The organism is Streptomyces sp. DT224 (genome assembly GCF_049844595.1).
Taxonomy (GTDB): domain Bacteria; phylum Actinomycetota; class Actinomycetes; order Streptomycetales; family Streptomycetaceae; genus Streptomyces.
Genome location: NZ_JBNCLI010000003.1, coordinates 434,190 through 456,027, shown reverse-complemented (window position 1 = coordinate 456,027; position 21,838 = coordinate 434,190). Strand labels below are relative to the sequence as shown.

The window sequence follows — 21,838 nt, the reverse complement described above, 5'->3', positions numbered from 1 at the left end:
GATCAGCGGCCGCCGAAGCGGGCCGCGTCGAAGTTGGCCGAAGCCATCTGCGTGCGCGCGTTCTCGCCCTGCTCCTGCTCGCCCGAGCCGAAGGCCGCGTCCATGCCCTGCTGGCCGCCCAGGATGCCGGAGAGCGAGGCGTTGAGCGCCGCCGTGATCTCGTCGGAGCGGTTCTTGAAGTCGTCGAACGCGATCTTGCCCGCGCCGTTGAACTTGCCCTCCAGCGGCTCCGCCGCGGCGATCAACTGCCGGATCAGCGTGCCCAGATCGGTGCTGGAGCCCTGCGAGTGCTTGAGCAGCGTCGACAGGACCGTGGACCCCATGTCGAACTTCATCGGCTTCCCCCTATGCGTCGAAACCCCGAACGGATGTATCCGTCCCAGCATTATGTCTATCAACCCGCGCGTCGCTACTGCAATCTGCAATCGGCCATATCGTCACGGTCACCGGGCAAGTGACCCGGTGCTCCCGTCGGCCCTGCTTTGCGAAGCGGCATGTCAGCGCGGTACGTACACCGTCTGCGTCAGCCGGTTCGGGCGACCCCGCTGGATGAAAACTCCCCGGCCCGGCGCCTGTTGGGCCGCGTACACGCCGGGGAAGAGCTGGCCCTCGCTGCGGTCGCCGGACATCACCAGCGCCGAGGCCCCCGACTCCCGCAGGCTCTGCACCACCGGCTCGTACATTCCCCGCGCCGCCCCCGCCACGCGCCGCGACAGGACGAAGTGCAGGCCGATGTCCACGGCGGACGGGATGTACGGGAGGAACGCGGCCAGCGGCGACTGGCCCGCCGTCGTCAGCACGTCGTAGTCGTCCACCAGGACCACGATGCGCGGGCCCTGGCCCCAGCTGCCCGGCTCCAGGTCCTCCAGCCGGGCGTTCTCGTCCGGCAGCCGCTTCTCCAGTTCGGAGGCGATGGCGGCCGAAAGGCCCATGCAGAGCTTGGAGTTGTACGCGTAACCGCCGTTCAGCTCCTCCGGGACCACCCCGCGCAGCGAGCGCCGGGGGTCCATCACCGCGAAGACGAGGTCGTCCTCGCCGTAGCGGTCGGTGAGACCCTGGGCGACCGCACGCAGCAAATTCGACTTGCCGCACTCGCTGTCCCCGAGCACCAGCAGGTGCTGGTCGTGGCCGAACAGGTCCAGCAGCACGGGCGCCAGGGCCGACTGGTCCAGGCCCAGCGGCACCCGCTCCGGCTCCGCCGCCCGGCCGGGCAGCAGGTGCGGTTCGAGCAGGTGCGGCAGCACCCGTACCGGCTGGGCGACCTCGCCGTGCCAGGTGGCCCGGACCGTGCGCGCGGCGCGCTCCAGGACCGCGCCCAGCTCCGCCGTCTCCGCGACCCCGTCCGTGCGAGGCAGGGCGACCTGGGCGAAGAGCTTGCCGTCGGTGAGGACGCGGCCCGGCTCGTCGGGGGAGAGGGTCTCGGCCAGCTTGCGGTCGACGCTCGACTCACCCGGGTCGTTGAGCCGCAGCTCCACGCGGGTGCCGAAGTTGGACTGGATCGCGATGCGCACGTCGTTCCACCGGAGCATCCCGGCGACGACGTGGATGCCGTAGCCGCCGCCCCGCTTGAGGATGTCCGCGACGGCGTCGTCCAGCTCGTCGAAGTCGTCGCGCAGCGCGCCGAACCCGTCGATGACGAGGACGATCTCGGCGGACGCCAGCTGCGGCAGTCGGCCCGCCCCGTGCAGGGCGCGCAGCTGCTCGACCGAGTCGATGCCGTGCTCGCGGAACAGCTCCTCGCGCAGGGTGAGCATCGCGCGCACCTCCTCGACCGTGCGCGCGGCCCGCTCCCTGTCGGCCCGGCCGGCGACGCCGCCGACGTGCGGCAGCCCGGCGAGGGCCTGGAGGCCGCCGCCGACCAGGTCGAGGCCGTAGACGCCGACCTCCTGCGGGGTGTGCGTGAGGGCCAGCGAGAGGACCAGGGTGCGCAGCAGCGTCGTCTTGCCGGACTGGGGGCCGCCGATGACGGCCGCGTGCCCGCCTGCCACCGTGAGGTCCAGGAGCCACTGCCCCTGCCACTGCTTGGCCGGGTCGTCCAGGAGCCCGAGCGGCACCAGGAGCGGGCCGCGCTGCCGGGTGCCCGGCCGGCCCGCGTCCGGGCGCACCCCGGTCAGCCGCATGCCGCGCGGTCCGGCGTCCACCGGTCCGGCGACGGCATCGAGGGTGATCGCCGGCGGCAGCGGGGGCAGCCAGATGCTCCGTACCCCGGGCGCGGCGCCGGTCAGCTGGTCGACCATGACCGCGAGTTCGGTCGGCCCGGTCTCGCGGCGGCGGGCCGACGGCTCGCGGTCCTGCGGGGTGCTGTCCGGCCCGGAGAGGGAGTTGTACGCCTCGTACGGGAGGGCGAGCGGCCCGGTCTCCTCCTCGTCGGCGGTCCGGACGGGCCCCCGGTACGCGCCGGAGACGTAACCCGCCTTGAAGCGCGTGTAGTGGCTGGTGTCCACCTTGAGGAAGCCGAAGCCGGGCAGCGGCGGAAGGTGGAAGGCGTCCGTGGTGTCCAGGACCATCCGCGACTCGTCCGCGGAGAAGGTGCGCAGCCCGAGCCGGTAGGAGAGGTAGGTCTCCAGACCCTTGAGCTTGCCGCTCTCGATGCGCTGGCTGGACAGCAGCAGGTGCACGCCGATGGAGCGGCCGATCCGGCCGATGGACAGGAACAGGTCAATGAAGTCCGGCTTGGCGGTGAGCAGTTCGCCGAACTCGTCGATCACCACGAACAGGTGCGGCAGCGGCTCCAGGTCCGGCCGCTTCCGCGCGCGCAGCGCCGCGTAGTCCCCGATGTCCGCGACGTTGCCCGCGTCCTTCAGGGCCTGCTGGCGGCGCTTGACCTCGCCGGCGAGCGAGGAGTGGACGCGCTCGACCAGGCCCGCCTGGTTCTCCAGGTTCGTGATGACCCCCGCCACGTGCGGCAGGTCCGCGAACGGGGCGAACGTGGCGCCGCCCTTGTAGTCGACCAGGACGAGCGCCAGATCCTCCGGCGGATGGGTGGCCGCGAGACCGAGGACCAGGGTGCGCAGCAGCTCCGACTTGCCGGAGCCCGTCGCGCCCACGCACAGCCCGTGCGGGCCCATGCCCAGCTCGGAGGACTCCTTGAGGTCCAGGAGCACCGACTCGTGCGCGTCGCTGATCCCGATCGGCACCCGCAGGAAGGCCCGTTCGCCGCGCGGCGCCCACAGCCGGTCCAGGTCCAGCGCCGCCACGTCCCTGATGCCGAGCATCGCGGCGAACTCGACGGGACCGGCCAGCGGCGCGTCGGCGAGGGACTCGGCGGACTGCCGCAGCGGGGCGATCATCCGGGCCAGGCCCTCCGCGAAGTCCACCCCGACCTCGTCCACCGTGCCGTGGGACTCGACGGTCTCCGCCCCACGCAGGTCCTCCACCACCACGTCGGTGCCGTCCACGGTGAGGCGCACGTTGACGTGGTCCGGCTCCTGGACCCGCCGGCCGAGCAGGTGCACCACGGTCACGCCCATCTCGCGCAGCCCGACCGCGTCGTCGGGGCGCGGCAGGTCCACGGCGTCCTCGCCGTGCCCGTCGACCACCACGAGCAGCCGGGAGTTCATCGCGAGCGCGTCCCGCCCGGCCAGCCCCCGGCGCACCTCGGCGGCGTACGAGGCGCGGCGGCGCAGCTCGGGCCCGAGGAGGCGGGCCAGCTGAGCGGCGGAGGGCGCGATGCGGCGGGCGGCGACCGGGCCGTCGGACTGCTCGGGGTCGAGCAGGTGCGGCAGCCACTTGGCCCACTCCCAGTCGGCCATCCGCTCACCGGAGGCGGCGACCGCGATCGCCACGTCGTCCGGCGCGTGCAGGGCCGCCGCCTGGACGAGCAGGGCGCGCACGACCCGCAGGCCGTCCTCGCGGGGGCCGACCACGCTGACGTTCCCGGCCCGGTCCAGCGGGACGGTCAGGGGGAGTTCGGTGCCGTTGCGGAACCGCTTCACCACGGCCGACGCCTCGTTGAGCATGAAGAGGTCGGGCGGAGTGAGGACGGACGAGCCCTGCTCGCCGATCCGGAGGTCCCGCAGCGGCATCTCGCCCGTGCCGGCCCGTATCCGCAGGAAGTCGTCGTCGGCCCTGCGCCGCTCCCAGAGCCGGGCCGGGTCGCGCACGATGTCGTAGAGGGCGTACGGGGACGGGTTCAGCACGTCCGCCTGCTCGCGCCGGGCCCGCTCCTCGGCCGACAACTCCTCGCGCAGGTCCTCCACATAGGCGAGATACGCCTCGCGCTGGGTGCGCCGGGTCCGCTGCGCCTTGCCGCGCTGGGAGAGCAGCAGCACCACCGAGCCGATGACCGTGACGACGAGGATGATCGCGCCCAGCCCGGCGAACTGGCTGTTGCGGACCACCGTCATCATCACCACGGACGACATGACCCCGGCGACCGGGAGCAGCGACATCGCGATGTTCCCGGACTTGCCCTCGGGCAGGTTGGGCGGCGCCTCGATGGTGCGCGGCTCGGAAGGGGCCGGCGGGCGCGTGGTGCGGGCGGGGCGGTGGATCAGGCGGGTGCTCATCGGCTCCGTCCGGGGATCTCGGCCGGGTGGGCGTACGGGTACGGGCACGGTGCCGTGCGGCAGACGGGAGGGGCGGGACAGGCCCTCGGCACCGGGGTCACCGGCGCTTCTGGGACAGCTCGAAGACCTCGGCGGCGAGGCGGGTGGCGGCCAGCCGGGCCGGGCGGGAGAGCAGTCCGGTGCGCAGCGGTCCGCCGGCCGCCAGGTGCCGGTCGTACGGCAGGACGTGGACGCGGGCGCCCGTCGTCGCGAGGCGTTCGGCCGCCGCGTCGACGTCGATGCCGAGGCGCGGGGTCGTCACGGAGAGCGCGACGACGGTCCCTTCGATGACGTGCGGGGGGAGTGCCCGGAGCCATTGCAGCACGGCGTACGTGCTGGTCACGCCGTCGAGCGTGGCGGGGGCCGCGAGCACCCGGGCCTGCGCGGCGGACAGGGCGACCCGGGCGACCTCGGCGGGCAGCGTCTCGCAGTCCACCACGGTCACCCCGAAGTAGCGGCGCAGGGCGACCATCACCCGTTCGTACGTGACGGTGTCGACCATGGCCCCGATCCGGCCCTGGCTGCCGGGCAGCAGCCAGGCGTTGTCCGGGAGCTGGACGAGATAGCCGGTGACGTCGAGCAGCGACATCTGCGGTGCGGCGATGTCCGCCAGGTCGGCCGTGGTCCACCGCAGCGCCTCGGCGCCCAGTCGCAACGGCAGCGACCCCAGCGCCGGGTCGGCCTCCACGAAAAGGACCGGGTCGTGCCGGTAGTGCGCGTACGTGGTGCCGAGCAGCGCGGTCACCGTCGTCTTGCCGGAGCCGCCCCGGATGGACGTGACCGCGATCTGCCGCCCCGTCGTCACCGGCTGCTGGAGCACCTCGGCGGTACGGGTGAGCGCGGCGACCTCCCGGGCGGCGGACCCGGAGACGATCCGGCGCACGGCGCGCGCGGCCCGTACGACGACGGCCTCACCGCGCACCGGCCGCCGCGCCACGGCGGCCATCGCCCGGTCGAGGACGGGGAGCGAGTCGGGGGTGGGCGCAGGCGCCGGCGTCCCGGGCCAGGCACGGGCGGCGGGGGCGGGCCCGGGGTGCGCCTCGGGCTCCGGCCGCGCGGGCGGGACCGCGGGGCGCGGGGTGGTCTCCGGGGCCGACGGGGTCCCGGTGTCGCCGGCCCCGGCCGGGCCCGGCCCTTTCAGGTCGCGCAGGAGGTCGCCCTGCCAGTTGTGGTCCGCGTTCGGCATGTCTGCCCTTCTTCGCCGCTTCGATGCCCCGCCGGGAGCGCCCGCTTCAGTGGTCTCGGAGTCGTCAGAACTTGTTCAGCAGCTGCCCGTAGACCCCGAACACCCCGACGGCGAGCGGGAAGAGCCCCACGACGCCGATGGACTCGACGAGGTCGGCCGTCCGCCGCAGCCGTACCCGTACGTGCTCCGGCGGCTCCGCCACCAGCGCGAGCAGGGGCAGCAGCGCGGCCGCGCACAGGACCGCGACGGGCCCCGCGCCCCCGGAGTGGTCCAGCCACAGCACCACCAGCCGCACCGCCACGACCGCGGCGGCGGCGAACAGCGCCACCACCTCCGCCACCAGCGGGAACGCCCGCGCCCGGGACAGCAGAACCACCGCCACCAGGCACGGCAGCAGGACCGTCCACACCGTCGGCCGGTCCGCCGTGGCCAGGAGCCAGCCCCCGGCGGCGGCCGACGCCGCCGTGACGAGCGTCGCCAGGGCCAGGCCCCGGTGCGTGGCGGCCAGCGCGTTGCCCACGTCGTGGCGGCTGACCGAGGCGCCGCCCGAGCGGCGGTCGTCCAGCCCCGTGAGGCCCGACGCCATCAGGGCGAGCCGGGGGAGCAGGCCGAGCAGGACTACGGAGAACACGGCCATCACGGCGCCGAGCCGGGCCTGGTCCTCCGCCACGGCGGCGACGACCTCCCAGACCCCCGTCACCACGGCCGTGGCCAGCGCGCCGATCAGCCCGCCCCGGCCGAGCGGCGACAGCAGCCCCAGCAGCACCAGCGACAGCGCGACCGCCCCGGCCACGGCCGCCAGTCGCAGCGCACCGGACCAGTCGTGGGCGTCGGCGGCCGTCCACGCCGTGAGGACGCCCAGCCCGGCCGAGACGAGGAGCAGCGCGGTCGCCAGCGAGCGGTTGCCCCGGCCGAGCCGGGCGACCAGCGCGCCGGCCACCACCAGCAGGGCCGTGACGCCCGCCAGCGCCCCGGCCAGGGCGCCCAGCGCGAACTCGCGGCGGGCGAGCAGCGCGGCGACCACCGCGAAGACCACGGTCGCCGCGCCCGCGCCGGCACGGCGGGCGGCCGGACGCCAGCGCCAGGTCTGGAGGTCCAGGCTGTCGGCCACCTGGTCCGTGACGTCGTGGACCACCGGGGCCGGCGGGGCCGCGTGGATGCGGACCAGCCGGAGCACGGCCCCGTCACCGATGCCCGCCGAGGCCAGGGTGGCGTCGTGCGGCAGCGCCGAGCCGTCGGCGGTGAGCAGCTGCCTGGTCAGCGGGCGGGACGCGGCCCGGTCGTCCAGCAGCCGGAGGATGTCCGGAAGCAGCTGCCCGACAGGGGTGTCGGACGGCAGGACGAGATCGGCGCGGCGCCGCTCGCCGACCAGGGTCACCCGGCTCATTTCCGCTCGAGAAGCCGTTGCCGTACTCACTGACGAAAACCAATCATCGCGTCGTCCAGGAATGTCGGGGCCAACCGGTCAGCGGTTGTACTGCTGGTACTGCCGCTGCTGCTTCTCCTGCTCGGCCTTCTGCTTGTCCAGGGTGTGCTGGAGGAAGGACCAGCCGACGCAGCCCGCGCACAGCACGGCGGTGATCGCGATGCCCGCGAACACCTTGCCCAGGCGCTCGTCGGCCGTCCGCCGCGCACGGCCGGTGCCGAACAGGAGCGCGTCGCGCATCCGCCGGCGGCGTACTCCCACCGACTCCAGCAGCTGACTGTCGTAATCCCGTGCCATGCGACCCCCCTTTGCCACTGCAACATAAGCCATGAGGTGCCGCGGGGGACACCTCAGGGTGGCCGGATCAGGGGGCGCGGGGCGGGCGTGGGCGATTCATCCGTTCCGGTGGGTGAGTGGACGAAACGTACACTTCAGTCCGGGCCCGCGGCCGCCTAGCGTCGCTTCGGCACACGTGCCGGAAGACCCCGGCACCCGCACCCGATGGAAAGGGCACCACCCACCATGAGCAGCAACGACGCGCCGCGCGGCCCCATCGACTCCTCGCGCATCCCCCGGTACGCCGGGCCCGCGACGTTCGCCCGGCTGCCCCGCCTGGACGAGGTCGGCGCGGCGGACGTGGCCGTCGTCGGGGTGCCGTTCGACTCGGGTGTCTCCTACCGGCCCGGCGCCCGCTTCGGCGGCAACGCGATCCGTGAGGCGTCGCGCCTGCTGCGCCCGTACAACCCGGCGCAGGACGCCTCGCCGTTCGCCCTGGCGCAGGTCGCCGACGCGGGGGACATCGCGGCCAACCCGTTCGACATCGAGGAGGCCGTGGAGACCGTCGAGGCGGCGGCCGACGAGCTGCTGTCCACGGGCGCCCGGCTGATGACGCTCGGCGGCGACCACACCATCGCGCTGCCGCTGCTGCGGTCCGTCGCCAAGAAGCACGGCCCGGTCGCGCTGCTCCACTTCGACGCCCACCTCGACACCTGGGACACCTACTTCGGCGCCGCCTACACCCACGGCACACCGTTCCGCCGGGCCGTCGAGGAAGGCATCCTCGACACCTCGGCGCTCTCCCACGTCGGCACCCGCGGCCCGCTCTACGGCAAGCAGGACCTGACCGACGACGCCAAGATGGGCTTCGGGATCGTCACCTCGGCCGACGTGATGCGGCGCGGCGTGGACGAGGTCGCCGACCAGCTGCGCCAGCGCATCGGCGACCGGCCGCTGTACATCTCCATCGACATCGACGTGCTGGACCCGGCGCACGCCCCCGGCACCGGCACGCCCGAGGCCGGCGGCCTCACCTCCCGCGAGCTCCTGGAGATCGTGCGCGGCCTGTCCTCCTGCCACCTGGTCTCCGCCGACCTGGTCGAGGTCGCCCCCGCGTACGATCACGCGGAGATCACCTCCGTCGCCGCCTCGCACACCGCGTACGAGCTGACGACGATCATGACCCGCCAGATCGCGGAGGCCCGCCAGCAGTGAGTCACGACCACGACGAGCGGCCCGCGCTCACCCCGGCGCAGATCGAGGCCGCGCTGAATCCTTCCCCAAGCTCTCAGCTTCGTTCGAGCAGGGGAGACCCCATCCCCGGGCGCACCGGCGGCGACCTCGTCGTCGAGACGCTGCGCGGGCTCGGCGCGACCACGGTCTTCGGGCTGCCCGGACAGCACGCGCTGGCGCTGTTCGACGCGCTGCGCCGCTCGTCGCTGGAGTACGTGGGACTGCGCGTCGAGAACAACGCGGGCTTCGCGGCCGACGCCTACGGGCGGATCACGGGCGAGGTCGCCCCGCTCTTCCTGTCGACCGGGCCCGGCGCGCTGACCTCGCTCGCCGCGCTCCAGGAGGCGGCGGCCGCCTCCGCGCCGGTGCTCGCGGTCTCCAGCCAGATCCCGGTGCGCGGGCTGGGCGGCGGGCGCCACGGACATCTGCACGAGCTGCGCGACCAGCAGGCGTCCTTCCGGGACGTGGTGAAGTCCGTCCACACCGTGCGCGCCGCCTCCCAGATCCCGTCCGCGATCGCCGCCGCCTGGGAGTCCGCGCTGACGGCCCCGCACGGCCCCGTCTGGGTCGAGATCCCGCAGGACGTGCTGGACGCCGCGACGGCGCTGCCCGTCGTCGTGGCCCCCGACGCCACCCCGCGCGAACTCCACGCCCGCCCCGAACTGATCGCGGTCGCCGCCGATCTGCTGTCCCGGGCCGAGCGCCCGGCGATCGTCGCGGGCGGCGGAGTCGTACGGTCGGACGCCTCCGGGAAGCTGCGGGCGCTGGCCGAGAAGCTCGACGCCCCGGTCGTCACGACGTACGGCGGGAAGGGCGCCTTCCCCTGGGACCACCCGCTCTCGCTCCGGTCGTGGGTGGAGGACCGGCACGTCACCGACTTCCTGGAGGACGCCGACGTCCTGCTCGTCGTCGGCTCCGGACTCGGCGAACTCTCCTCGAACTACTACACGTTCGCCCCGCGCGGCCGGGTGATCCAGATCGAGGCGGACGCCGGCAAGCTGGAGGCCAACCTCCCCGCGCTCGGCATCCACGCGGACGCCCGCGACGCGCTCGCCGGCCTCATCGACGCGGTCACCCCGCGCGAGGACCCGGCCGCCGCCGACCGGGCCGCCGCGGTCCTCGCCCGGGTCCGGGACCGGATCGCCGGCCAGGGCCGGGACCTGGAACAGGGCCTTCTCGCGGCGATCCGGACCGCCCTGCCCGACGCCTCGCCCAGCTTCTGGGACATGACGATCCTCGGCTACTGGGCCTGGGCCGCGTTCGACGCCCGCCGCCCCAACACCATGCACTCCGCCCAGGGCGCGGGCGGCCTCGGCTACGCGTTCCCGGCGGCGCTCGGCGCGGCGGTGGCGGACCCGACGCGGCCGGTCCTCGCGGTCTCCGGCGACGGCGGCGCGATGTACTCGGTCGCGGAACTGGCCACCGCCCGGCAGTACGGCCTGCCGGTGACCTGGCTGATCGTGGACGACGGCGGCTACGGCATCCTGCGCGAGTACCTGACCGGTGCCTTCGGCGAGACCACCGGTACGGAGCTGGCCCGCCCGGACTTCACGGCCCTCGCCGAGTCCTTCGGCGTCCCCGCCGTCCGTACGAGCCCCGAAACGCTCGCCGCCGACCTGGCCGAGGCGTTCGGACGGCCGGGGCCCTCGGTGGTCGTACTCCCGGCCCTGCTGAAGATGTTCGAGCCGACGCACCTGTAGGGGCCGCCCGGAGCCGTGACGGCCCCGGGCCCCGTCCGGGCTCAGCCCGCTGCGGCCTCCAGCGCCTTCACCTGCGCGCACCACCCCATATAGAAGTCGTCGCGCTGCGCGTAGCTCAGGCTTCCCGGCAGCTCCTTCGTGCGCGGCAGCAGATCGGGAATCGCCCGGAAGACGGTCGCCGCCTCGGCCCCCTTGCGGCGGTGCTGGGCCGCCATGAGGTAAGCGACCGCCTGCTTCAAGTAGTTGGGCAATGTGCCTCGCGGGTTCTCCGCCGCCTTCGACCGGACGTCCTTGTCGTCCAGCGCGACCTTTCCGTTCGATGAGCCGAGCCGTTCGAGCGCCGCGAGTGCCGCGTACAGCTGTCCGCAGCGATAGGCGTCCGTGAGCTGACCGTCGGCCATGTGCCCTCCCTTGATCCACCGGCGGGCTCTCATGACTACCCGCCCCGGACCGGCGGCGAACCCCGCGTCGCGGGGGCGTACAACCTTCCGGCTCCCCGCGAGTCATCTCCTGCGGGCGTGCCGGGGGGCCGCCCGCAGGAACCTTCCAGGGGGAACGCACCATGACCATGTCCCGTACCACCGGGCGCGCCCGCGCCGCGCTCTGCGCCGCCGTCGCCGCCGGGGTCCTCGCGCCCGTCGCACTCGCCGCGGCGCCGGCGTCCGCCGCGACCGCGCAGGTGAGCTGCACCTCCAAGCGGGCCGGGCTCGCCGCCCAGCTGACCAAGGACATCACCGCCGCGCTCAAGGGCCGCAAGTCCACCGTCGCGCTGGCGCTCTACGACCGGTCCACCGCCACCACGTGCACGCTGCGCGCGACGAGCACGTACGACTCCGCGAGCGTCGTGAAGGCGACCGTGCTGGCCACGCTCCTGTGGGACAACGCCAAGCACAACCGCTACCTGACCCAGCGCGAGATCGACCTCAGCACCAAGATGATCACCAAGTCCGACAACGACGCGACCACCAGCCTGTGGAAGCAGCTCGGCGTCAGCAAGGTCAACGCCTTCCTCAAGGCGGCCGGGATGACCCACACCGTGCCCGGTTCCGGCGGCTACTGGGGTCTGACCCAGATCACCGCCCAGGACGAGCAGCGGCTGCTGACCCTGCTCACCTCGAAGAACTCCGTGCTCACCGACAGCGCCCGCTCCTACGAGCTGGGGCTGATGAAGAAGGTCGTCTCCTCGCAGCGCTGGGGCACCCCGGCCGGCGCCGTGACCGGGACCACCGTCCAGGTGAAGAACGGCTGGCTGTCGCGCTCCACGCACGGCTGGCGGGTCCACAGCATCGGCGCCTTCACGGGCAACGGCCACGACTACGGACTGACCGTGCTCACCCAGGACAACAAGACGATGAACGACGGCATCAACACCATTCAGGCCGTCGCCCGGGTCGTCCACAAGGACCTCAACCCGCGCATCATGCACCGCAGGGTCGTCTCCGTCCCGGCCGCCCCGCAGGAAGCCGTCCCGCCGGTCCCGGAGGCGCCCGCCGGCCGGATGCTCACCGCCAGGCCGCGGTAGCGGGCGGCACCAGGGGCCCCTCGCCCCGGCCCGGGCCCGCCTCCTGCCGGGCCCGGGCCGGGGCGGGGGAGACGCGAGAGCCGCACACCGTGCTCGGGCCGGGTCGCCGGCGGACGGCGATGGGCAGGGCTGCACGCGGCTCTTCCGGGTACGCGGCGTCTCAAGGAGCGTCGGGTCCGGATCACCGACTGGCGTAAGCCCTCCAACGCAGTAGGAGAGGGAATGAGGCTTCGCGAATCTGCTCAGGCCACCGCTTCCCGGCTTCACGCCGAGGTGCTCAGCGGCCGGTACCGCCTTGACGAGTCTCTCGGTTCGGGCGGTGCGGCGGACGTCTACCGGGGCTTCGACCTGAGGATGAGACGAGCCGTGGCCGTCAAGGTGTTCCGGCCCGACACCTCCCTCGACGCGGAGGAGAGCTGGCGGGGCGAAGCGGAGATCCTGGCCCGGCTGCACCACCCCGGCCTGGTCACGGCCTTCGACGCCGGGCACCACGACGGACGCGCCTTCCTGGTCATGCAGCTGATCGAAGGCACCACGCTGAAGAACCACATCGCGCAGGGCCCGCTGTCCGCCGGCGCCGCCGCCGCACTCGGAGCCGACCTCGCCCGGGCGCTGGCTCACGCACACGAGGCCGGCATCGTCCACCGCGACGTCAAGCCGTCCAACATCCTCCTGGACACCGCACGCCGTCCGTACCTGGCCGACTTCGGCATATCGAGGCCCCTGGACGCCACGACCCGGACAGCACCCGACACACTCGTGGGCACCGCCGCCTACCTGTCCCCGGAGCAGGTACTCGGCCGGACCGTGGGGCGGCCCGCCGACATCTACGCCCTCGGCCTGGTGCTCCTCGAATGCCTCACCGGCAGGCTGGAGTACGGCGGCGGCCCCGTCGAGGCCGCGATCGCACGGCTGCACCGCCCACCCGCCCTGCCGCTCGACGCGCCGGAGGAGTTCCGCGCCCTGCTCGGCCGGATGACGGCCAAGGACGACGAGGCCCGCCCGACGGCCCGCGACTGCGCCCGCGCCCTGACGGCACTGGCCGGCACGCCGCCCGCGACGGCCGCCCCGCCGGTCCCCGCCCCGCCTCCCGGCAGCGAGCCGCAGCCGACCGCGACGGCAGGACCCGCGCACGCGGACCCGCCGCCCGCCGGGGACGGCCACGCCCGCGGTCCACGAGGGCGCACCGCCATGGCCGGCGGCGGCGTCGCGCTCGCCGCCGTCGCCGCGGTCGTCCTCGCCGTCACGGGCAGCTCCGCCCCGTACGACGCCGGCCCGGACGCGCCCCGCGCCTCCACCGCTCCCACCGCCGGCGCTCACGCCCCCGACGACGGGGGCGCGCGCGGCACGACGAGCGCCCCGCCGGCGACGCCGCAGTCCACCGGCCGCCCGCATGCCGCGGCCGGGACCCGTAGCGCCGACCCGCCCGCACCCGGCGCCTCCACCGCCTCGCCCGACGCGACCCGCGCGTCCACTCCCGGCACCGGCCCGGACGGGACGACCCCCACGGCGGCGCCCTCCCGGAGCACGGCACCCACCCCCTCGAAGGCCTCCCCCACCACATCCGCCACACCGGGCGAAGCGACGACCACGCCGGCACCGGCGTCCCCGAGCGCCACGGCGAGCGAGTCCTCCCGGCAACCGCCCGGCCGGGCCGGGAAGACGGAAGCGGCCCGGGGCGGGGAGTCCGGCACCGCCGACTGAACGCCCAGGCCGACCACGAGGGCGGACCCCCTGCCGGCGGCCGGCCGCCGAGGGAGACCTAGGTCCCAGGTCCCGTATTTGTTGCGGAGGGATGAAATCCGCAGCACACCGCGTTGGTGCCTTCCGTCGGATCAGGTCGGACGGGAGGCACCGGGTGGCGGACGCACGGGAGACGGAAAGCGGGCAGCGGGGCGGCTGGGCGCGGAGACTGAGCGGTTACGCCTGGCGCTACCGGCGCAACGTCCTGCTGGCGCTCGGCTCCTCGCTCGCGGGCATGGCCGTGATGGCCCTCGTCCCCCTGATCACCAAGGTGATCATCGACGACGTGGTCGTCGGCCACACCCGCTCCCTCGCCGTCTGGACCGGCCTGCTGATCGTGGCGGCCGTCCTCGTCTACGCCTCCACCTACATCCGCCGCTACTACGGCGGCCGGCTCGCCCTCGACGTCCAGCACGACCTGCGGACCGGCATGTACGGGACGATCACCCGGCTCGACGGCAGGCGCCAGGACGAGCTGTCCACCGGACAGGTCGTCGGACGCGCCACCAGCGACCTCCAGCTCATCCAGAGCCTGCTCTTCATGCTCCCGATGACCATCGGGAACGTGCTCCTGTTCCTGATCTCCCTGGTCATCATGGCCTGGCTGTCGCCGCTGCTGACGCTCGTCGCCGTCGCCGTCGCCCCCGCCCTCTGGTACATCGCCCGCCGCTCCCGCGCCCGCCTCTTCCCCGCCACCTGGTACGCCCAGTCGCAGGCGGCCGCCGTCGCCGGTGTCGTGGACGGAGCCGTCTCCGGCGTCCGCGTCGTCAAGGGCTTCGGGCAGGAGGAGCAGGAGACCGGCAAGCTGCGCGAGGTCGGCCGCAGGCTGTTCGCGGGCCGGCTGCGCACCATCCGGCTGAACTCCCGCTACACCCCCGCCCTCCAGGCCGTGCCCGCCCTCGGCCAGGTCGCGATGCTGGCCCTCGGCGGCTGGCTGGCCACCCGGGGCGAGATCACCCTCGGCACGTTCGTCGCGTTCTCCACGTACCTCGCGCAGCTCGTCGGCCCGGTCCGGATGCTCGCCATGGTCCTCACCGTCGGCCAGCAGGCCCGCGCCGGCGTCGAACGCGTCCTGGAGCTCATCGACACCGAGCCCTCCCTCGAGGACGGCACCAAGGAGCTGCCCGCCGACGCGCCGGCGAGCGTCGAGTTCGAGGACGTCCGGTTCGGCTACGACGAAACCCGCCGCCCGGTCCTCGACGGCTTCTCGCTGACCGTCGAACCCGGCGAGACCGTCGCCGTCGTCGGCGCCTCCGGCAGCGGCAAGTCCACCGTCTCGCTGCTCCTGCCGCGCTTCTACGACGTGACGCACGGCGCGGTCCTCGTCGGCGGCCACGACGTGCGGGAGCTCACCCTCGACTCGCTGCGCGCCGCGATCGGACTCGTCCCGGAGGACAGCTTCCTGTTCTCCGACACCGTCCGCGCCAATATCGCGTACGGCCTGCCCGGCGCCACCGACGAGCAGATCGAACGGGCCGCCCGCTCCGCCCAGGCCCACCGCTTCATCGCCGAGCTGCCGAACGGCTACGACACCAAGGTCGGCGAGCACGGGCTCACCCTCTCCGGCGGCCAGCGCCAGCGCATCGCCCTCGCCCGCGCCATCCTCACCGACCCCCGCCTCCTGGTCCTCGACGACGCCACCTCCGCCGTGGACGCCCGCGTCGAGCACGAGATCCACGAGGCCCTGCGCCAGGTGATGGCCGGCCGCACGACGCTGCTCATCGCCCACCGCCGCTCCACCCTCAACCTCGCGGACCGGATCGCCGTCCTCGACGACGGCCGCCTCGCCGACCTCGGCACCCACGAGGAGCTGGAGCGCCGCTGCGCCCTCTACCGGCGCCTGCTCACCGACCCGGACGAGCTGGGGACCCCCTCGCCCGGCCACCGCCCGGCCGGCGTCCCGGAAGCCGTCGAGGACCCCGTGCGGGACCGCGCGCTCCAGGAGGAGATCGACGCCGCGTTCGACGCCGAGCGCGGCATCACGCCCGAGCTGTGGGTGCGCAGGGAGGAGGACCGGGGGACCGACACGGCGGGCACGCCCGCCACGCCCGAGCTGCTCGCCCAGGTGGACGCCCTGCCCCCGGCGAACGACACCCCGGACGTGGACGAGGCCCGTGCCGTGCACCCCGAGGACTCCTACGGGCTGCGCCGGCTGCTGCGCGGCTTCGGGCTGCCGCTGCTGGTCAGCCTCGGCCTGGTCGCCGTGGACGCCGGGGCCGGACTGCTGCTCCCGGTACTGATCCGGAACGGCATCGACGACGGGGTCACCCAGCTCGCGCTGGGCGCGGTCTGGACGGCGTCCGCCTTCGCCCTGGTCGTCGTCCTCGTGCAGTGGGCGGCCCAGATCGGCGAGACCCGGATGACCGGACGCACCGGCGAGCGGGTGCTGTACGCGCTGCGGCTGAAGATCTTCGCCCAGCTCCAGCGCCTGGGGCTCGACTACTACGAGCGCGAGCTGACCGGCCGCATCATGACCCGGATGACGACGGACGTGGACGCGCTGTCCACGTTCCTCCAGACCGGCCTGGTCACCGCCTTCGTCTCCGTCGTCACCTTCCTCGGCATCATGGTCGCGCTGCTGGTCCTCGATGTGGAGCTGGCCCTGGTCGTCTTCGCGACCCTGCCCGTCCTCGTCGTCGGGACCGTCTTCTTCCGCCGCAAGAGCGTCAAGGCGTACGAGCTGGCCCGGGAGCGGATCAGCGTCGTGAACGCCGACCTCCAGGAGTCCGTCGCCGGCCTCCGCATCGTGCAGGCGTTCCGGCGCGAGCGGGACGGGGCCGACGCGTTCGCCGCCCGCAGCGGCGAGTACCGCGAGGCGCGGGTGCGCGGGCAGTGGCTGATCTCCGTCTACTTCCCGTTCGTCCAGCTGCTGTCGTCGGTGGCCGCTGCGGCGGTGCTGATCGTCGGCGCCGGCCGGGTCGACAACGGCACGCTCACCGCGGGCGCGCTGGTCGCCTACCTGCTCTACATCGACCTGTTCTTCGCGCCCGTCCAGCAGCTCTCCCAGGTCTTCGACGGCTATCAGCAGGCCGCCGTCTCCCTCGGCCGCATCCAGGAACTCCTGCGCGAGCCCGCCTCCACCACCGACCGCGACGAGGCACGGCACGTCCGCGCACTGCGCGGCGAGATCGCCTTCGAGGACGTGTCGTTCGCCTACGGGGACGAGGAGACGGCCCTGCGGGGCGTCGACCTGCGCATCCCGGCCGGGCAGACCGTCGCGTTCGTCGGGGAGACCGGGGCCGGGAAGTCGACCCTGGTCAAGCTGGTCGCCCGGTACTACGACCCGACGGAGGGCCGGATCACGGTGGACGGCGCCGACCTGCGCGGCCTCGGTCTCACCGCGTACCGGCGCCGGCTCGGAGTCGTACCCCAGGAGGCGTACCTCTTCGCCGGGACCGTGCGGGACGCCATCGCCTACGGGCGGCCGGACGCCACCGACGCGGAGGTGGAGGCGGCCGCCAGGGCCGTCGGCGCGCACGACATGATCGCCACGCTGGACGGCGGCTACCTCCACGAGGTCGCCGAGCGGGGCCGCAACCTCTCGGCCGGACAGCGCCAGCTGATCGCGCTCGCCCGCGCCGAGCTGGTCGACCCGGACATCCTGCTCCTGGACGAGGCGACCGCCTCGCTCGACCTGGCCAGCGAGGCGCAGGTCAACCAGGCGACCGACCGCCTCGCGGGCCGCCGCACCACGCTCGTCGTCGCCCACCGCCTGACCACCGCCGCCCGCGCGGACCGGGTCGTGGTGATGGACCACGGCCGGGTCGTCGAGGACGGCACCCACGACGAACTCCTCGCCCGCGACGGGCATTACGCGGTGCTGTGGCGCACGTTCATAGGGGAGGACGAGCCGGCCGGGGTGTGAGGCTACGCGCCGTCGCGGATCCCCGAGATCTTCCCGGTCTCCAGGTCGGAGCGCACGGTCAGGTAGGTGTACGCGGGGTCCTCGGGCGTACCCCAGGTGAGCCGGACCGTGGACCAGGTGTGTCCGGCGCCGCTGTGGCCCGGGGTGACCTGGTGGTCCACCGGGACGTCCTGGGCGAGGAGCACGCCGTCCGCGTGGTTCGCCGCCTCCCAGTCGGCGAGGCGGGCGCGCAGCCCGGGGGTGAGGTAGAAGCCGCGCAGCGCGGTGGCGAGGTCCCCGCCGTCCTCGGCGGCCACCGCGTCGGTGTACGCGCGGTAGAAGTCGTCCACCAGCCGCGATTCCCGGGTCGACGTCTCGTCCCGGACCGTCGCCCCGGCGGACGCCTCGCGCGGGGCGGCCGTGGCGGCGGCGGGCACGGCGACGGCGGCGGCGAGGAGCGTCGAGGCGAGCAGCTTACGGCCGGCGGTGCGCCGGACGGAGCGGGTTCGGGTCATGGCGGTTCCTGCCTTTCGTGGTGGTCTGTCCTGTCCGGCTCCATGGTGGGCCGCTGCGGCCCGCGCGGGTGCCGGGCCCGCCGGATGCAACCTCCGGATGGCCTCCCGCGTCGTACGCAAGTACAGGCATATGCGCCCAGGTGTCGGGTAGAGGCGCGGATGTTCGATGAGGCGATGGGGCTGCTGTGACCAGAGGGACCGAAGGACATGCCCGGGGCGTGCGGCGCGGGCTCCGCCGTCATACGGTGGTCCTCGCCCTGGCCACCGCCTTCGCACTGGTGACCGGCGGGGCGGTCGCGGGGAGCGCGGACGCCGCCTCGGTGTGCGCGGGCCGCCCGAAGAAGACGGTGAAGTTCGCGACGGGTGAGCTCCGCGTCTACACATCGCGTGCCTATGCCTGCGTCACCGCCGTCGCCGCCAGACCCGGCAAGCGCCGCCCCATGTCCGTGACCATCCAGCCGCGCGGCGGCCTCCCCGTCACGGACAGCGGCCGCTACACCCGGCGGGCGGGCCCGGTGACCGTGCACGCCCTGAACCGGTGCGTGCGGGTCTCCGGCTCGGTCGGGGGCAAGGGCGCCCGCACGAGCTGGATCCTCTGCTGAGCGGGTGACGCCTCCCGGGCCCCGGCAAGGAGGTCTGGTGGTACGCGTGTTGCCCCGCTAGGTTCACCGCGTCAGCTGTGGACCAAGAGGCGTCTCGCGGGACTCCGGAGACGGCTCAGGGGAGGACACGCATGCGCAAGGCGCTCAGAGGAATCCTGTCGCTCGCGGTGCTCATCGGCACGGTGAGCGCGACGGGTGCCTCGGCCGGGGCGGCCACCGCCGCCGGACCGGCCTCGCTCCGCACCGCCGTGAGCGACAGCGGAACGAGCACGGACATCAAGGACCGCATCCTGGCCATCCCGGGCATGAGTCTCATCGAGGAGAAGCCCTACGCGGGCTACCGCTACTTCGTCCTGAACTACACCCAGCCGGTCGACCACCGCCACCCGTCCAAGGGAACGTTCCAGCAGCGGATCACCCTGCTGCACAAGGACACCTCCCGCCCCACGGTCTTCTACACCGGCGGCTACAACGTCTCGACCAACCCCAGCCGCTCCGAGCCCACCCGGATCATCGACGGCAACCAGGTCTCGCTGGAGTACCGGTTCTTCACCCCGTCGCGCCCCTCGCCCGCCGACTGGTCCAAGCTCGACATCTGGCAGGCGGCCAGCGACGAGCACCGCGTCTTCACCGCGCTCAAGCGGATCTACTCCGAGAACTGGCTGACCACCGGAGGCTCCAAGGGCGGCATGACCGCCACGTACTACGAGCGCTTCTACCCGAAGGACATGGACGGCGTCGTCGCCTATGTCGCCCCCAACGACGTGGTGAACAAGGAGGACTCGGCGTACGACCGGTTCTTCGCGGAGGTCGGCACCGAGGAGTGCCGCGACAAGCTCGGCGGCGTCCAGCGCGAGGCCCTGATCCGCCGCGCCCCGCTGGAGGAGAAGTACGCGCGGTACGCCGCCGGCAACGGCTACACCTTCGACACCGTCGGCTCCCTGGACAAGGCGTACGAGGCCGTCGTCATGGACTACGTGTGGGCTTTCTGGCAGTACAGCCTGCTGGCCGACTGCGACAGCCTCCCGGCCGACGCGAAGAAGGCGACCGACCAGGAGATCTGGGACTCGGTCGACGAGATCTCCGGCTTCTCCGCCTACACCGACCAGGGCCTGGCCACCTACACCCCGTACTACTACCAGGCGGGCACCCAGCTCGGGTCACCCGACATCGAGCAGCCCTGGCTCGGCGAGCTGAGCCGCTACGGCTACCAGCCGCCGCGCACCTTCGTACCGCGCTCCATCCCCATGAAGTTCCAGCCGTCCGTGATGCGCGACGTCGACACCTGGGTCAAGCACCACGCCACGCACATGCTGTACGTCTACGGCGAGAACGACCCGTGGGGCGCCGAGCGCTTCCGGCTCGGGGCGGGCGCCCGTGACAGCTATGTGTTCACCGCGCCCGGCGGGAACCACGGGTCGAACGTCGCGGGCCTCGCGCCGTCGGAGAACGCCACGGCCACCGCCGCGATCCTGCGCTGGGCGGGCGTCGCACCGGCCGCCGTCCAGCAGGACGAGTCCAAGGCGAAGCCGCTCGCGAAGTTCGACGCGCGCCTCGACAACAAGGAGCTGACGACCGACCACCGCCTCGGCGTCCGGCGCCCGTGACCTCAACTGCTCCCTGAGAACGGTCCCGCCGACAGGCGGCGGGACCGTTCACTTCGAGGATTCCTACGGCTGCTGACCGAGCCCGTCGACCACCGTGCGGTGCATGACCGCGCTCACACCGAGCAGATCACCCTTCTTCACGTGGCCGGCATCTCGCACCGCGACTTCGCGCTCCCCCAGGAACGCCTTGGTCTTCTTGTCGAAGATGAGCTGTTCCATGGTTCCGGCGTCCTCGCGCCCGATCGCGACTCCGTGCCGCCCGGCCGCGTCCACCGCGTCCTGGACGACGACGACTCCCGGGATCCTCGCGGTGGCCCGGTAGAGCGCGGCAGCCACCTCGGGCGGCATGAGCGATTCGCGCGAGAGGGTACCGACCAGTGCGAACGCGTTCTGCTCCGCGCTCTTGCCGCCGCTGCTCGCCTTGTGGAGCCAGTCGAGCATCTTGGCGGGGTCGGTCGGCAGGGTCTGGAGGTGACGGTAGTTGGTGTTGCTCGCGACACCGGGCGTGTCGCGTTCCAGCTTCGTCTCGCCCTTGCCGGGCAGGTATGACAGCTTCTCCCGGACCAGCCCGCTGCGGGCACCGTCCACCGACTTCCACGCCTGGCGCCGGTGCACCGGGTCGAGCTTCGGCGCGGTACTGCCGTCCGCCGCCATGGAGGCGTACGCCACCTTGCTGTCGACGTACACGTACTGGTCGTCGCGAATCGCCCCCGGCGCCTCCGACTTCTCGGCGGCGAGCGCGATGCCATCGAGGAGTTGCACGACCTGCGTCGGCTCCGCTCTCGTGCCTTCCGCGTCAGGGCTGGTCACCTGCACCCCTGTGAAGGCCACCGCAGCAGCCAGGACAGCGACCGCGGGCACGGCGATTGCCGGGCGCAGCCACCGCGCACGGCCCGCTCGGGGCTCGGTGCCAGTGGCTGCGTCCTCACGGATCTCACGCATCAGATGCTCCTTCAGAACGTGGTGGCGACCCGGGGGGAGCTCCCTCTCGGGGAGCTGGGGAACGTGGTTCATCGGTTTCCCTCCTGAACGGGCCTGGGCTTGACCGCAGTGGTGCGGTCATCTCTTGCCTGTCCGCGCGCGCCGTCCGGTTCCAGGGCGAGCGCGAGTTTCGTGCGGGCCCTCGACAGCCGGGACCTGACCGTTCCCACCGGCACGCCGAGCGCCAGCGCGGCCGCCGCGTAGCCCAGGCCCGCCCAGACGCAGAGGGCCAGCACCTCGCGCTCCGGCGTGCGCAGGGCGTCGAGGGCCGTCCGCACGAGGGTGAGCTGCTCGGCGTCATCGATCCGTCCCACGACCTCGTCCGCGAAGTCCCGCACGCTCTGCTCGCGCGGCAGCCGCGCCAGGGCCGCCGAGTGCCGGCGCGCGGCGCGACGGGTGTTGCGGGTGACGTTGGTCGCGACTCCGAGCAGCCACGGCCGCAGCGATCCGCCTTCCTCCTCCACCGTTCCGCGTAGCCGCCACGCCTCCAGGAAGGTCAGCGAGACGATGTCCTCGGCGAGCGCCCAGTCACCCGTCAGCCGGTACGCGTGGTTGTAGACGGAGCGGGAGCACGTGTCGAACAGTTCTCCGAACGCCTCGTGGTCGCCGGCTCTGATGCGCGGCCTCAGTTGTATGTCCACGCCCCTTGACTGTCC

General features: G+C 73.4%; 16 protein-coding genes. 7 read left to right on the top strand and 9 right to left on the bottom strand.

Annotated elements, in window-relative coordinates; translation table 11 throughout:
* Positions 1 to 2 precede the first annotated feature (2 nt).
* From ACLQ2N_RS09310 to ACLQ2N_RS09290, 5 genes are all read right to left on the bottom strand, one after another.
* Entirely contained in the window at positions 3 to 335 is a 333-nt protein-coding gene (locus ACLQ2N_RS09310; protein ID WP_073965103.1) for a hypothetical protein, read from the bottom strand.
* Between the two features lie 162 nt (positions 336 to 497).
* A complete protein-coding gene (gene eccCa, locus ACLQ2N_RS09305) occupies positions 498 to 4,508 on the bottom strand; it encodes a type VII secretion protein EccCa (RefSeq protein WP_425810936.1) in 4,011 nt (1,336 codons plus the stop codon).
* Between the two features lie 97 nt (positions 4,509 to 4,605).
* Positions 4,606 to 5,733, bottom strand: a complete 1,128-nt coding sequence (locus tag ACLQ2N_RS09300) for a MinD/ParA family protein (protein WP_425810934.1) — start codon at positions 5,731 to 5,733, stop codon at positions 4,606 to 4,608.
* Positions 5,734 to 5,797: 64 nt separating this feature from the next.
* Positions 5,798 to 7,120 (bottom strand): type VII secretion integral membrane protein EccD, encoded by a 1,323-nt coding sequence (gene eccD / locus ACLQ2N_RS09295; RefSeq protein WP_425810932.1) that lies wholly within the window; start codon positions 7,118 to 7,120, stop codon positions 5,798 to 5,800.
* 78 nt (positions 7,121 to 7,198) lie between these two features.
* Positions 7,199 to 7,456 (bottom strand): hypothetical protein, encoded by a 258-nt coding sequence (locus ACLQ2N_RS09290; RefSeq protein ID WP_161212351.1) that lies wholly within the window; start codon positions 7,454 to 7,456, stop codon positions 7,199 to 7,201.
* Between the two features lie 225 nt (positions 7,457 to 7,681).
* Between ACLQ2N_RS09290 and speB the strand changes: the two genes are divergently transcribed.
* Both speB and ACLQ2N_RS09280 read left to right on the top strand, forming a co-directional pair.
* Positions 7,682 to 8,650, top strand: coding sequence for an agmatinase (speB, locus tag ACLQ2N_RS09285; RefSeq protein WP_425810930.1), 969 nt, complete (start codon positions 7,682 to 7,684; stop codon positions 8,648 to 8,650).
* Positions 8,647 to 10,368, top strand: coding sequence for a thiamine pyrophosphate-binding protein (locus ACLQ2N_RS09280; protein WP_425810928.1), 1,722 nt, complete (start codon positions 8,647 to 8,649; stop codon positions 10,366 to 10,368). Before speB ends, ACLQ2N_RS09280 begins: the two co-directional genes overlap by 4 nt.
* 41 nt (positions 10,369 to 10,409) lie before the next feature.
* Here ACLQ2N_RS09280 and ACLQ2N_RS09275 read toward each other — a convergent pair whose 3' ends face one another.
* Entirely contained in the window at positions 10,410 to 10,769 is a 360-nt protein-coding gene (locus ACLQ2N_RS09275; protein WP_425810926.1) for a hypothetical protein, read from the bottom strand.
* Between the two features lie 161 nt (positions 10,770 to 10,930).
* Between ACLQ2N_RS09275 and ACLQ2N_RS09270 the strand changes: the two genes are divergently transcribed.
* The 3 genes from ACLQ2N_RS09270 to ACLQ2N_RS09260 all read left to right on the top strand — a co-directional run bounded on the left by ACLQ2N_RS09270 (position 10,931) and on the right by ACLQ2N_RS09260 (position 17,498).
* Positions 10,931 to 11,890 carry a serine hydrolase gene (locus ACLQ2N_RS09270; RefSeq protein ID WP_425810924.1) on the top strand — a complete coding sequence of 320 codons (960 nt, stop codon included), beginning with the start codon at positions 10,931 to 10,933 and terminating at the stop codon, positions 11,888 to 11,890.
* Positions 11,891 to 12,112: 222 nt separating this feature from the next.
* Positions 12,113 to 13,594 (top strand): protein kinase domain-containing protein, encoded by a 1,482-nt coding sequence (locus ACLQ2N_RS09265; RefSeq protein ID WP_425810922.1) that lies wholly within the window; start codon positions 12,113 to 12,115, stop codon positions 13,592 to 13,594.
* A gap of 154 nt (positions 13,595 to 13,748) precedes the next feature.
* On the top strand, positions 13,749 to 17,498 hold the full coding sequence (locus tag ACLQ2N_RS09260; protein WP_425810920.1) for an ABC transporter ATP-binding protein: 3,750 nt from the start codon (positions 13,749 to 13,751) through the stop codon (positions 17,496 to 17,498).
* Positions 17,499 to 17,500: 2 nt separating this feature from the next.
* Here ACLQ2N_RS09260 and ACLQ2N_RS09255 read toward each other — a convergent pair whose 3' ends face one another.
* On the bottom strand, positions 17,501 to 17,992 hold the full coding sequence (locus tag ACLQ2N_RS09255) for a hypothetical protein (RefSeq protein WP_425810918.1): 492 nt from the start codon (positions 17,990 to 17,992) through the stop codon (positions 17,501 to 17,503).
* A 185-nt stretch (positions 17,993 to 18,177) separates the two neighbouring features.
* Between ACLQ2N_RS09255 and ACLQ2N_RS09250 the strand changes: the two genes are divergently transcribed.
* Both ACLQ2N_RS09250 and ACLQ2N_RS09245 read left to right on the top strand, forming a co-directional pair.
* Complete coding sequence (locus tag ACLQ2N_RS09250) at positions 18,178 to 18,594, top strand: hypothetical protein (RefSeq protein ID WP_425810916.1); 417 nt, start codon at positions 18,178 to 18,180, stop codon at positions 18,592 to 18,594.
* A 131-nt stretch (positions 18,595 to 18,725) separates the two neighbouring features.
* The gene (locus tag ACLQ2N_RS09245; protein ID WP_425810914.1) at positions 18,726 to 20,201 is read left to right on the top strand and encodes a S28 family serine protease; all 1,476 of its coding nucleotides are present in this window, start codon (positions 18,726 to 18,728) and stop codon (positions 20,199 to 20,201) included.
* Positions 20,202 to 20,264: 63 nt separating this feature from the next.
* Here the strand turns inward: ACLQ2N_RS09245 and ACLQ2N_RS09240 are convergent, their stop codons facing one another.
* Together ACLQ2N_RS09240 and ACLQ2N_RS09235 are read right to left on the bottom strand one after the other, a co-directional pair.
* Entirely contained in the window at positions 20,265 to 21,143 is an 879-nt protein-coding gene (locus ACLQ2N_RS09240) for a CU044_5270 family protein (RefSeq protein ID WP_425810912.1), read from the bottom strand.
* Positions 21,144 to 21,211: 68 nt separating this feature from the next.
* Positions 21,212 to 21,811 carry an RNA polymerase sigma factor gene (locus ACLQ2N_RS09235; RefSeq protein WP_425811328.1) on the bottom strand — a complete coding sequence of 200 codons (600 nt, stop codon included), beginning with the start codon at positions 21,809 to 21,811 and terminating at the stop codon, positions 21,212 to 21,214.
* Between the last annotated feature and the right edge of the window lie 27 nt (positions 21,812 to 21,838).